This is a genomic window from Chryseobacterium sp. FR048, from assembly GCF_056844665.1.
In genome coordinates this window covers 301,167-314,325 of record NZ_JBXDSE010000004.1, presented here as the reverse complement: position 1 = coordinate 314,325, position 13,159 = coordinate 301,167, and the positions used below count along the sequence as shown (strand labels likewise).

Genomic DNA, 13,159 nt, shown 5'->3' with positions numbered 1-13,159 from the left:
ATCTTTTATTTCTATTAAAGTTCAGTAATCTGCAATATCTCTGAAACCTCCTTGATTTGCCCTACACTTACTCGTCCCGCTAGTGCTTTATTAACTGCGGTATGAAGCTTATATTGGTGATGCCCCATTTCAATTTCCTCTTCAAGAAAACTTCTTCTAATATATCGCTCTACTCGTTGATGCTCAGCTTCGCCCAAATCACAGGTTAATCTTTCTCTTTGCACTTTTAAATTATTGATATAGGCGGCATTGAGTAAGTTTAAATTGTTCAGATCATATAATGTATCAAGCACTGGCAAAAGTTCTACGTCTTCTATATAAACGTCTCTACCATCAAAATTGTCAGTAGGGAAAAAATTTCCAAATCTTTGCCGCAGTTCGTGTAATGCTTCATCTTCTTCCCCGCAATTTTCAAGTATTTCTCGCCAATATATTTGAAGCATGGTATGATCTAGTCCCAAAATATCAGTCTGTACATCCTGATCATTCTTTAAGCAGTTCCATATTTCCTGTGAAAGTGTTGTGCTCATTTCTTTTAATAGATAACCTGAGTATTCATTGGATAAATCAGAATCATTTGCTAGAGAATCTTTTATTAGCGAAGAAACTATCAATGAGCCTTTCTTTGTGCTCAGCCACACAAGTGTATCACCAACTTTTTTCCTTACTGTGGAAAAAGGGTGGTTTAACAACCAGACTAAAAATTGCACTAACTGTTCATCAATATTACCCTGTGAACTAATTGGTGAAGATAACCACTCATATTTTGCTTTAAAATCACCCTCAGATCGGATAATGTATTCTATATGTTCCTTAACATAAATAATTATTGTTTCCTTTATATCGGCATCGAGCTTGTCACTCAATAGCCCTAAAAGAAAACTGACTACATACCAGTCATCACTTAAGTGATTTATAATAAAAGGTTTTAATAATGTGACCGCATCCTCAGCTGAGGCGTGGATGCGAAAAAGATCAAATAAAACGCCTAAATCCTTTGTAAGATTTCCGCCTTCCCAAATATCGCTTCCATCATTAGCAAGAACCTTTAAGCAGTCAACCAGTATTTGAAAACCTTCACTCATATTTTCCAATGCAAATTCATCCGAAGCTTTTGATATGGCTTCTGGTAACTGCGAATAATTACTCATTTTTCCAGCACCTGGTAATGGTCCTCCCAGCTTCGCCATTGCTTCGTCATCTTCCTTTGTAAAACCTTTGGCTTCTCTGGCTTCCGGTAAAATCTCAGGTAGGTCACCTTTATCTATTCCAGAGCTTAATAGCTTAATTTCAAGTTTATCTAAATCAGTCTTGAATGACCGATAAAGTGATCTTATGTAAAGATTTTTGAATTTGCTGAAACGATTGTCAGATACAAGCCAAGCAATTCTATCTATAATTTCCTGCGCATAGCTTTCCGAAATATGAGATGCATCTTGGTAAACCTGATATTGAACTTTTGTAAAATTGTCAATATATCTATCTGTATCTTCATTAAAAATAAAAATTTCACTGAGGGCAAAAACGATTAATGGATCTCCTTTAACTGATAAAAGGAATTGACTCATTGCATCAGCTTCGATTATTGATCGTGCACCAAGGATATATCCGTCCCCCTTTGTGGGGGCATCTAAAGTGCTTGTATCTGCATTATCCAAGATTGTCTTTGCTGATGGCAATATCTGGAATTTAAAATACTCAATTGCTCGCGATAAATGTCCTGCATTTGCTAAAGTTCCACTAAACCTGCTCATTGCAGATTGTACATAACGTTGAAAGGTCATCTCTCCTGCCGCATATTCGAGATATGCGGCAAAATCTGCATAATGTTGATCTGCTTTATCATGATCCATTTTACGAAGCACTGAATTGATAAGTCCAAACTGCCCTTCCTTATACCAAGTTGGCCCCATTGAAGTATTAAGCATCAGCTGGTAAACAAACCGTGCCCTGGATTTTGCGCCAATCTTTGCATAAAACCCAATAATTTCAATCAGCTCAGGGATCTTTTCCCACCTGTTTTGAACCGCATCATACACATGGTCTTCTAAAACTCTTACAACTTTGAAAGCGTGCTGTTTCTGCTTGGTATTTTTTGCTAGTTCCGCAGAAATTTCATATAATGTCCTACGGTATCCTTCCGTATACATGCCCAACTGTGTATTCTTCGGATTAATGACCCGTTCAATAAACCAGCTAACCGAATCTTCTCCTAATTCAAGAAATACCAATAATAATCGGTGATACAGTAAAGCTACCGTATCCTCAATTAGCTGATAGCAACGGTTGAATTGTACCCTTTCTTTCAGACTAAAGTCAAATTCCTCAAATATTTCTTGCGCTTTCTTCTGCAAGGCTGGAAGAGCGTCAAAGTTCTCTTCAGAATATATTCTATAAAGCTTACCTTGTAAAAAACCACAACGCTCGTACAAAGACTTAATATATCCCTCCCATGTAGTTGGTCCATGCTTTACTAATATCGGATAAACTCCGCTCTTATCTACATATCCCCGATAAATCTGTTCCTGATAAAATATATTGATCGAATCAAGATCTGGATCTACCCCATTAGGCACTCGCAAATTAAACGTAACGGGCTTCGTAAGTTTCTTTGCGATCATCTCTTCCAAAAGATGTGGCTTTTTAGTTTCTTTAATGAGAGCGAATAATAAATTATCAATATCATCCTCATTGTAACCATGATCAGTAACCAATGTTTCGATATCGGATATAAGTCTTTTAAATGCATCACTGTCTTCTGTTGCTCTAGCAGATTTCTGCTTAAAGTCTTCGTAAAATAATGCTGCTCGTGCTAAAACATTAGCAGTATCTGCCGTATAAACACTATCAGAGAATTTACTCATATCTTCTATGCCAGGAAAAGACAAAAGTCTATAAACAACATAACCTATTTGATAAGGTTCTAAATCTGTCCTCATTGATCTTGCAATGTCACGAACTTCATCTGATTCATCTTCATCGTCTGAGATTTCTCTTAAAATTTCAGTCCCTTTCATATACTTCAACAATGCTGTAGGAAAATTTTTACGAGATAAACATATTGTATTAAACTTCAGTTGAAGATAAAACAAACTAATATCTAATCCACCCGTTTCTACACTTTTTTCAAGCAATACTCGAAACCGTAAATTGACAGCGTCCACAAGTTGTAAAGCTTCTTTTTCCGCACCAATATCAAATAGCTTTTGTAGAAAATAAAGCGAGTCTTCAATCGAAATCAAAAGAATATCTTCCCTAATAATATATTTCAACGCAGCATCAGCATCGCCCATTTCAATTATGGCATCTGCAAGCTCAAATGCGTGTTTTGCCAGTATAGTATTGTATCTAAAACGTAATCTTTGGAGAAGCAGTTTGATCCGCACTAGTTCTTCGATGACACTCTTATCGATACAGAGTTCTTCTACACGCTCAACATCCGAAATCACACGATCGGGCTCCATATGTATCAATGCACAATCATCCACCCACTTTTGGTTACATCTAGCTATCGAAGGAAATGGATTTTCAGATAGTAATAGATGATGTAGTAAGTTTTTAAGTGCATATTGAGATCCCTCAGAACGGACGTTATGAACTGAAATATAACCGTGTGCTTTTTTTATGTCACCGCCACCCTTACTAGAAATAAAATTTACAAAAGACTGGTGGTAGATTGCTATCTTTCTTCCAAACTTGAAAAAATGCCTGATAATGGGAAATCGGACCTGAAAATTATGTTGTACCTGCTCGGGTAGCATCAATTTGAATTCCTGTTCTTCAACCGTCTCGCGCAACTGAGATGCAATAAGCGAGATCCAATAATTGTCGGAGTCCACACTTAACGATCGCGACCAGATTGCTTCATAATAATTTTTAATATCCCCCGAAATTGTTGGCAATCCCTCAATCCATGCATCACGGCCTACGATTTCGATAATCTTTGCTGTTTCAACAATATAATGTAAATAAAGCGGATGCCCTTCAGATTTTCTAGCTAGCTGTGCCTGTTGAGTTATGGATAGGCCAAGAGCTAACCTTTCATTTGCCTGCCTTAAAATAGCTTCGGTAACTGTCTGATCGAGCGGTGTGACGACAATTTTGTTTTCATCATCTAATTGGCTTCTAATAAACACCGGCAGAATTTCCTGAGAACTACAAGATAACAAAATAGAAATATTGCTTGGTAAGCGTTCTGGCAGCATACTTAAAAAGCCCTTCAAGCCATCCTGGTCAATCGAAATAACCTCATCGAGACCGTCAATCACAATTACTGCTGCTTCACCTTTTGATACTAACTGTGCATTCACGTTATCGAGCAGAGATAAAAGGCGTTCTAATCTGTTGTTCCATTTCATATCGGATCTGGGCATGGGCTCCCCAGTAATATATTTACTAAATAGATCTTCAAGCCATTGTAGAAAATATTCTTTGGACGCTCTAACGAAGATTGGGACATCGTCTCCGGGAGTTCTTAACAGATAACGCCCCAAAATCTTTTTAGCTCGAGACCTTGGCTCAATAAGCGAAGAAATGATACTCTTTCCAGAACCTGGGGATCCGTGTAGCAAATGATATTTCCCGTTTACTTCCAGTGAATCCATCAGCTTGGAAACTACCGCAGCATTTTCCACCACTCCTTCAAGTTCCGTATCAAATTCTTGCGACCAGGACTGTTCAATTTGGCTATGAAACTGTATATTGTTATCGCTTAGAAAAGTACTAATCTTGCTGACACTGACGGCCCCTAAACCCCTATGAGTACTCCATGTTATCAGACCATTAACTTTACCATCGATTAACAAGGGTGCACCAGAAAGGCCACTATAATCTGTGCTTGGATCAATTTCCACAGATACCAAATTGAGATCATATGGTAGGTTTCGGGCATGAGCTTGCACCGTTCCCTGAAACAACTGGCCTGTTGCCAATCTGTTAAAGGGATATCCAAATGTAGACCATTCTTCATTATACCTTATATGGTCAAGTACAATTGGGAGAAAGGTTTCATTTTCTCTTTCGCAGGCAATTTGAAGGACAGCAACATCAAGATACTCGTCCTGTGCTACTATAGCCGTTGTGTGGACCGTACCGTCTGGTAAAGTTATTTGTATTTCGGTTTCTTCAATGTCGAAATCCATGATCGTATGATTGGCGGTCATTATCAGTACGGGAGAAATAAAAAAACCTGTACCATGGTCTTCTCCACATTTTATGCGGCAAACAGCGTCTATAAGTTGTTCTGGGTGGTTAATCATCACAGCGTAATATTACGATTTTCGGGTTTATCTGCTAATATTGGTAGAAACGTGTACTTGTTCTTTAATGTTTCGTTATCCATAAGTTTATATCCTTCATTTTCATAATTAAAATATATTTCTCTTGTTTCTACAGTAGGTCTCCCGATTATCCATGCCAGTGTCTGTTTATCGGGATGGGGGCTTGAAAGTCCGTTAGTGGAAATTAAATAGCGACTCGAATCTGTTAATTCGAATAAATTTGGACTGTTATTTGCAAATGATCCATGATGCGAAAGCTTTATCAGGTCAAATCTCAGTGGTCCTGTTAAATCTTTACATCTTTTTTCCATCTCCTCATCTATAATGCGAGGTAGCGCATCTCCCAAAAAGAGCATCTTTTTACCATAGGCGTTCAGGATGAAAGCTATTGAGCTCCCATTTTTCGGTGATGTATCCAACATGACAGCTTTCTTTTTCAATGCCTCAATATCGATCTCGCCGGAAGAAGCAGGCTGCGAAGAATTTTCATTAGGCTCTTCTTTATTAAGTTTAAGCATAAATTCAAATGCATCATCAAATATTTCCTCTTTAGTGATTTGTTCACGAAAACCGAGCTTTATAAGTTCTTTTCTCCAATGTCTTTCCAACTTTTCTAGAGCTTTGACAGTTGGAGAGAGCAGCTCAAATTTGATTTGTTCATTTACCGTAATTTCACTAAAATAATCAATTGAACAAGCTGCCTCTCTAAAATCAGTATTCCAATTGTAGTTGTTCTTCAAAATCAATCCCGCGAGTGAACTCCCTTGCCGTCCACTTACCTGCTTTTCTACTTTATGTTCAATTTCCTTTATTGTGGATGTCAGTAAAGCCATAGCATCTTCCTGAATTTTTCCTTCTAGCTTATCTACCTGTAAGTGCCGATAACTATTATGCCATATTTGATCAATTCTGATTACCCTAGGTGATTTTGCATCACCGTTGTCGGAAAGGAAAGTTAAAGCCCCCTGGATGTGGTCCTCATCAATATGAGTAATGATGAATCTTAAAATTTTTTTATCTTCTGCATGCAATTTTTCCAGAACGGGTTTAAGATGGTCTTTATAGGTATTTACATATCCACAATCGATCAGTATAACTCCGTCTGGAGTATGAACTAAAAAACAATCACCATTATTGGCGGGAAAAGTCTCTACTTTAATCATGTATTTATTTTTATTATGAACTGTTTTCATCATTTCCTTGATGAAGAGGGAATATCTTTTTAAAAACAGCAAATTAATAGGAATTTAGAATGATTGGTTTAGCGTTTTGCCAAATTCTTATCTAAAAATATTCCACAAGCATTCGCAAATAACAGCAAAATTACTGCTCCTGAAAATCTAATAAGAAGTTTCATTAAATGGCTATTTGTCTATGGCTGCTTAATTTTTTGCGGTTTTCAGCGTATCCGGTATAGAAATAGTAGCTTTTAAGACGACAGCAAAAATTTTAAACCGTCCTCTGATGACTGCCTTTTACTGATTTCTAGACGTATTAAAGTTATAAAAACTTTTAATTACCTTGTCACTTCTTTCGTGTTTTTTAAAAATTTAAGATACAAAACATGTTCAGTTTCTAAACGGAATTTACTATTTCCTACAACAGATCTTTCTACATTTTTCTTTTCACATAGAAAATTTGTATCCTTTTTTTAAAGATGGCTGTTTGATCTGTCTTATATATTCCCATATCAGTAATAGTGCTAGATTTATATAGATTATCATCTTCCAATATTTCTTTTCGGGACATCCTAGAGACCAATTATGGAGCTTATAAGGCCATTCTCAATACCGGTATCAGACACTATTATCAGTTTATCAAATTGCACCACAGCTACCCTGACTCTTTTCTGATAGAATAAGATAACTGGGAAGGTTTCAAAAATGGCGTGCCCTATCGCTCTAGTTACAGGAGCCTATTCAGCGATCGGTCGTGCTATACACTATATCTTTTGTCCTACAAAAGGATGCCGCTTCTATCACTCACGCAAAAAGATATCTTCAAATTTTCATTTTTCTTAATGCTCTATGCTTTCTCCCTTCAACAGCAAAAGCACATTTACCACCAAGCACTAACCCTTGCTGTAAAAGAGCTTTCTGCATTCCAATGATAGAAGATTGGAAAATAGAAGCCATTGCTCTTATCCAATTCCATTCTCCAATCCCCTATCTAATCTGTAATTCTCTCACATCTATGGATTTCTGCTCGTTAAGATGTTTTCTCATATCTGTATGTTTTTCAGAATTAAAGATCTTTTTAATCAGTTTTTATCAAAAGAACAGTCGAAAAAGGGAAGTAAAAATACGTCGGCCAGCCACCGACACCACCCTGCAAGAGAAATAACGAATGAACGGTCTACGCCCCAGAGGGTCCCCCCCATTAAATCATCATTTCTCTTGGCTCTGCACCATTTGACCGGCGTATACATTGACTTTCTTTTTTTTCCTGTTTTTTCTTTTGAAAAAAATGATTCGGGGCCGAGCCTCAGCCGGACAGGAAAAGGGGGAAGCGTAACAGGATTGTATAACTTAAAAACAGACGATTATGAACATCATCGGAAGGCTGACAAAAAATGCAGAAGTCAGCAAAACACCAAACGGAAAAGAAGTTGTCAACTTCTCCATCGCAGTGAATGACAGCTACAAAAACAAAGCAGGACAGCGCATTGAACAGACCGAATTTGTGGACTGCTCATATTGGCTTACTCCTAAAGCCGTGACATTCCTTGTCAAAGGGCTATTGGTTGAACTATCGGGCAGAATCAGCGCAAGGGCATGGCTTTCAAGTGACGGAAAAGCAAAAGCAGGGCTAAATTTCCATACCTCAGCTATCAAGCCTTTAGGAAAACCCGCCAAGCAGGAAAACGGACAAAGCACACAAGGCGGTGCAGGAAAACAGAATGTAAACACCGTAATAGTCGCAGGCTCGGATGAAGATGATTTACCATTCTAATCGTCCGTTTCAATCTCACAGATTCATCAAAAAACAAAACACCTTAAAATCAGAAATCATGGCACATAATCTAAATTATAACAACAGAACAGGCAGATATTCATTTTTCTCGGTAAAGGAAAAGGCTTGGCACGGACTAGGACAGATTGTTCAGGACTACCCGACAAGTGCCGAAGCAATCCGCCACGCAGGTCTGGACTACGAAGTAGAAAAAAGCCCACTATTTACAAAAGGTTCGGGCATCGTTCAGATTGCAGACGGTATCGTCATTCAGGACACGGAAATCGAGGTTCCCAATTATTTCGCCAACATCCGCACGGACAACAATACCGTACTCGGTGTGGTGGGCAAAGACTACCATATCGTACAGAATAAAGATGCCTTTACATTTTTTGATTCTATCGTAGGCGGTGAAAGTGGCATCCTCTACGAAACCGCAGGGGCTTTGGGAAATGGAGAACGCATTTTTATAACCGCCAAACTCCCTAACTACATCCGAATCGGCAATTCCAATGATGTGATTGAAAAATATATCTTCCTGACGACCTCCCATGACGGGAGCGGAAGCATCACGGCAGCCTTCACCCCTATCCGAATCGTCTGTCAAAACACCCTGAACGCTTCACTCCGCAACATGAGCAATGTAGTACGCATCAAACATACCGCAGGAGCAAAACAGCGCCTGAACGATGCTCACAAAGTGATGGGATTGGCAAACACCCTGACCATGCAGATGGACGGCATTTTCAACAGTTGGGCAAAGGTCAAAGTTAAGGACAGCGAAATCCGCAAACTGATTCAGCTCGCCCTATGTCCGAACAAGGAAACATTTGACCTGCTGAAAAAAGGGGCGGATGATGAATTGTCAACGATGTTTAAAAACACGGTGGATGATGCATTCGCATACGCCATGATTAACGATACCCAATTGATGGAGACCACAAAAGGGACATTGTTTGGCGCTTATAATGCCGTGACAGGGTACTTTCAAAACGTCCGAAACTACAAAAACCCTGAAGCAAAACTACAGAGCATCGTTCTGGGCGGTACTGCACAGCTCAAAACGCAAAAGGCATTTGAACTATGCACCTCATTTGAGAAAATTGGTGCAGATGTGTTTGAACTGAATTAATAAAACTTTTAAAGGTGGCAGTCCTGTAAAAGTCTGCCACCTAAAATTAATCCTAAAAGATGTACAAATGAAAACACTAAATCAAATGGACAACCTTGATAGAGCCTATTTGCTTGCCAACCTTTTTCCCGATGAACTTAAAAATCTGACGGATTTCATCAAAAAAGAAGCAGATTTCTGCCAAGATAACAAGGAGCAGATTTTAAAGGATTGGACAGCAGAGCATATTACTGCCGAACTATGGTACAATTTAATAGCCTTTTTTGAGCGTAGATACAAAAAGAATGGTACAAGACTGTACAGAAATAAAAAAACATTCAGGGACCAACTTTTTGACGGTTACGATGCGCTGTTCAGTATCAATGCCCTTATCAAATTTACAGCAGAGCCACAGTGTTCTAAAAAGCTAAAATATGCGATTTACTTGCTGTTTGGAGACAATTTACTCGTAACGTTAGACCTAAAATCCGAGCCATGAAACCAACAGCAAAAATAACGGAGTTTATGTTTCTAAAGGTCTACAGTGAGATAGGACGCAACAATTTTGAAATTGCTATCGTCAACCTCTCCAATGACTGGCTCAATAGAACGAAAGAAACAATGGAACTTGTGGAAATGCTTGGAATCAACCCTATTATGGGCTATATCGCAAAAAAAGAACATACTGTTCGGTTTCTCGTTCATGAGTCTACGCATATGCCTTTTTATGAACAGTGGTTCGGTGAAAATGAACTCACTTTTGTTGAAGCAGATGCGCAGGAAATAGAATGGTTATGCAATGAAAATGGATATGTAAAAAGCGATGTATTACTCGTCCATTCTAATGGAATGGCTCGCTATCAGGCATTCGAAGACATCCGTCTTAGGACATCTGAGTTCGACCTGAAATTGATTCAGGAAATATTAACCCATCAAAATTAATGATTATGACACGTTCTAATCTTCATATCACATTAAGCAACGGCGAAGAAATTATATGTGTTGCCGACAGCACGAGTGCCCCCGAACAGGGTTATATCGTAGAGGAAATTCTTACACCCTTACTCGCATTAAGCAATAGTAAAAGAGAACTTTCTTTAATCAAAAAGCACTGCACAATGGACGAGAGACGGGCAAATGCGTCTTACCGCTATTACATCAACCTCAAAACCAAAACAGTTAACCTGTTCGAGGAAAATTATAACTACCGTACAGACCGATTTAAAAAAGGCAAGGATTTAACAGAACGCTACACAAGCTACTTAGAAACCTTAAATAATGGAAACCATGAAAAAGGAAATTGAAACAGCGTTTCAGGCGCTCGCCATTATCGCTGAAATGGTAACGAAATTCGGACAGCTCTACGTCCTCAATATATCATCCGAAGATTGGGAGCAACTACAGTATGTCAGGGACGGGCTTGAAAAGGTCATTCACGATAATGGCTACCGAATGAACTACGATAAAAATATTAAGCAGAACATTATTAAAAGATAACTATGGATACTTTGGCAAAATACAAGTTCGCAGATTGGTTATTCAACAGGTTTGTCGAAAAATATAAAAATCAAAATGTCGTGGAAGCGTTCATTTTCTTGGACATCCTTTCACGCTATCAGCTATTTGCACAGGAAATACGCAAACTTTCTGACCAACGAAGACATATCAAAGAACTGCACAGAACCATCACTAAGGCACTGAAAGAAGGAACAGTGCACAGACTTCACCTTGCAGGCGAAGAAGGAACAGCAGAATTTAATAGGGTAATGGCAGAATATGAAGCACAATTAAGGGAAATCGGTCTATCCGAATCATACATCACTGACCGCGTAAGCGACAAAAAAATGAATTATTATGGAAGCAACTAATTTTTTCAGACAGATTGCTAAAATGGAAATGAACAGCAAATTAATGCTAACCATTACCAAAGCAACAGAAAATATAATTATCGTTTCGATATTGATCGAAAATGACAGTTGTGGGGACAAGGCTAAAAACCTGATTCCTCCCTTTAACCTAAAAGGTACGCCCGAAGAACTTGACGAGGGATTTTTTACCCACATCAAAAAACCTGTAGAGACTGCATCTGGTTTGCTGTCCAATATGGAACATTTTATGAAACAGGTAGAACTTGCTCAGGCGAATTCTGCGATGGAAAAACAAAACTCCAATAAGGAACAAAAGGAAAAAGACAACAGAAACAAGAAATATAACGAAGCCATGCTAAAAGCGGATGCCTTTGAAAAGGAAGGAAAATACAAAGATGCTTGGACGGCACTCCCTAAAGTCGGGGATTATCCTGAACATTCCGAAGTTATCAAAAAGAAACAGGAAATCTACGAAAGACAGTTTGCCCCTAGCCTATTTTCAGATACAGTAAAAGAAACAGTCGAAATCACTCACGAGAATAACCCTTAAAATCAATAGTATGTTAGTAGCAACAGCACTTCCAAGAGTATTCGTACTCAAAGAGAAAGAACAGGAAATCAGGCTTGACGACCCTGAGCCAAAATGGAGCGTACAGGCAGTCCTTAATTTTTATTCAAATAACTATCCTGTACTCACCACTGCGAAAATTTCACGTCCCACGATTGCGGATGATACGATTTTCTATCGTTTTGAGACGGTCATCGGAACTAAAGGTTAACTAAAAAATCAAACACATGAATTATGCAAACACAATATCCCGAAACGGTAAAGTTACCAAGAAAAGAAAACCAAGCGCAACTGCACCGACAGTTGGAGCAGTTCGAACGGTGGATGAGAAAACCAAAGGATGCAGGGGAAATACAAAAGGACAAACAGAAGTCCGTACCACCTGCGATGTTGCCAATGCCTTTTTAGGAATGCGCTTTCCTCCACGATTGCAGGAAACCGAAACTATACAGGACTGTGATAGATTAAAAATGGACAGGGATTTTAAAAAATCCCTGTCTCTAATCGCTAAAAAATTTAATCTTTCTTTACAGGATTGTGAAAATATCCCTTTTCCGTATAACATTGCTGAATCAATGGCAGACCTTAAAAAACAGCTTAAAATTACGGAGACGGATTGGAAAGAAGTCCGATTGATACATCATAATAACAGCACCTACTTCGCAAAGGAAGACAGATACGATACAGGAATGACTTTATACTATATCCCTGTGATTCCACTTTATGGTATCCTGCACAATTCAGAAACTGAACAGGCTAGTAAGCTTTTACTTTCTGTATGTGCCTACATCTATCAGGTTCTCGGTGTACCCTACTACAGAACTGATGATTGCTATCTGTACTCTATGTATGAAATACATGAAAATTGGATGTACGATGACGGTGCGGAGGAAGAGTTTATAGCCGACTTCAATGATGCTAAACACATCGGTGATTTTATCAAAAAAATAATCAGTGACCCGATAAACCTGCACAGTTACACAAACCGTTTAAAAACATTTGTCGCAAAAACCGATTTTGATAAAAAATGCCTGACTGTAGCAAAGTCTTTTTATAAGATTTTTAGCGCCTATCCTAATGTTCGAATCAATAGAAAATTCTATCCCTTGCGTTTCAGGGAAAGAATAGAAATTGATGAGCCTGCAATTTCATTGGATAACTATGTTTCATTTTGCGCTTCGATTCACGGTAGTTTATTTGAATCGCTCTGCCAGTCCGTTAACGATGATTTACAGGAATACTGCGAAATAGACGAGCCTACACGCTTTATCCCCTACGACAACAGGAGAATAAAAGAAAACAATTTTGATTTTGAAAGCAAGGTTTTTAATGCCATTGATAACCTTATTCAAATTTGGCAGGAACATCAACTCTAAAATTT

The 13,159-nt window shown here is 38.4% G+C and carries 13 protein-coding genes; 10 read left to right on the top strand and 3 right to left on the bottom strand.

What is annotated here, in order from left to right; translation table 11 throughout:
- Positions 1-14: 14 nt before the first annotated feature.
- From AC106K_RS13915 to AC106K_RS13905, 3 genes are all read right to left on the bottom strand, one after another.
- Positions 15-5,258, bottom strand: a complete 5,244-nt coding sequence (locus AC106K_RS13915; protein ID WP_123871764.1) for a S1 family peptidase — start codon at positions 5,256-5,258, stop codon at positions 15-17.
- Complete coding sequence (avs1a, locus tag AC106K_RS13910; protein ID WP_164466468.1) at positions 5,258-6,442, bottom strand: AVAST type 1 anti-phage system MBL fold metallo-hydrolase Avs1a; 1,185 nt, start codon at positions 6,440-6,442, stop codon at positions 5,258-5,260. The genes AC106K_RS13915 and avs1a overlap by 1 nt, the downstream gene beginning before the upstream one ends.
- A gap of 1,097 nt (positions 6,443-7,539) precedes the next feature.
- Positions 7,540-7,707, bottom strand: a complete 168-nt coding sequence (locus AC106K_RS13905; RefSeq protein ID WP_164466469.1) for a hypothetical protein — start codon at positions 7,705-7,707, stop codon at positions 7,540-7,542.
- A gap of 116 nt (positions 7,708-7,823) precedes the next feature.
- Between AC106K_RS13905 and AC106K_RS13900 the strand changes: the two genes are divergently transcribed.
- From AC106K_RS13900 to AC106K_RS13855, 10 genes are all read left to right on the top strand, one after another.
- On the top strand, positions 7,824-8,231 hold the full coding sequence (locus AC106K_RS13900) for a single-stranded DNA-binding protein (protein WP_123871766.1): 408 nt from the start codon (positions 7,824-7,826) through the stop codon (positions 8,229-8,231).
- Positions 8,232-8,289: 58 nt separating this feature from the next.
- Positions 8,290-9,363: a DUF932 domain-containing protein gene (locus AC106K_RS13895; RefSeq protein WP_123871767.1), complete on the top strand. Its 1,074-nt coding sequence runs from the start codon at positions 8,290-8,292 to the stop codon at positions 9,361-9,363.
- A 67-nt stretch (positions 9,364-9,430) separates the two neighbouring features.
- The gene (locus tag AC106K_RS13890; protein ID WP_123871768.1) at positions 9,431-9,841 is read left to right on the top strand and encodes a hypothetical protein; all 411 of its coding nucleotides are present in this window, start codon (positions 9,431-9,433) and stop codon (positions 9,839-9,841) included.
- Positions 9,838-10,284, top strand: coding sequence for a hypothetical protein (locus AC106K_RS13885; RefSeq protein WP_123871769.1), 447 nt, complete (start codon positions 9,838-9,840; stop codon positions 10,282-10,284). The genes AC106K_RS13890 and AC106K_RS13885 overlap by 4 nt, the downstream gene beginning before the upstream one ends.
- Positions 10,285-10,289: 5 nt before the next feature.
- Positions 10,290-10,646, top strand: a complete 357-nt coding sequence (locus tag AC106K_RS13880) for a penicillin-binding protein (protein ID WP_123871770.1) — start codon at positions 10,290-10,292, stop codon at positions 10,644-10,646.
- Positions 10,630-10,839 (top strand): hypothetical protein, encoded by a 210-nt coding sequence (locus AC106K_RS13875; RefSeq protein WP_259111225.1) that lies wholly within the window; start codon positions 10,630-10,632, stop codon positions 10,837-10,839. Before AC106K_RS13880 ends, AC106K_RS13875 begins: the two co-directional genes overlap by 17 nt.
- Before the next feature lie 2 nt (positions 10,840-10,841).
- Complete coding sequence (locus tag AC106K_RS13870) at positions 10,842-11,210, top strand: hypothetical protein (RefSeq protein ID WP_123871772.1); 369 nt, start codon at positions 10,842-10,844, stop codon at positions 11,208-11,210.
- Positions 11,197-11,760 carry a PRTRC system protein E gene (locus AC106K_RS13865; RefSeq protein WP_123871773.1) on the top strand — a complete coding sequence of 188 codons (564 nt, stop codon included), beginning with the start codon at positions 11,197-11,199 and terminating at the stop codon, positions 11,758-11,760. Before AC106K_RS13870 ends, AC106K_RS13865 begins: the two co-directional genes overlap by 14 nt.
- Positions 11,761-11,770: 10 nt before the next feature.
- Positions 11,771-11,989, top strand: a complete 219-nt coding sequence (locus AC106K_RS13860) for a PRTRC system protein C (RefSeq protein WP_123871774.1) — start codon at positions 11,771-11,773, stop codon at positions 11,987-11,989.
- A gap of 16 nt (positions 11,990-12,005) precedes the next feature.
- Positions 12,006-13,154: a hypothetical protein gene (locus tag AC106K_RS13855; RefSeq protein WP_123871775.1), complete on the top strand. Its 1,149-nt coding sequence runs from the start codon at positions 12,006-12,008 to the stop codon at positions 13,152-13,154.
- Positions 13,155-13,159 lie beyond the last annotated feature (5 nt).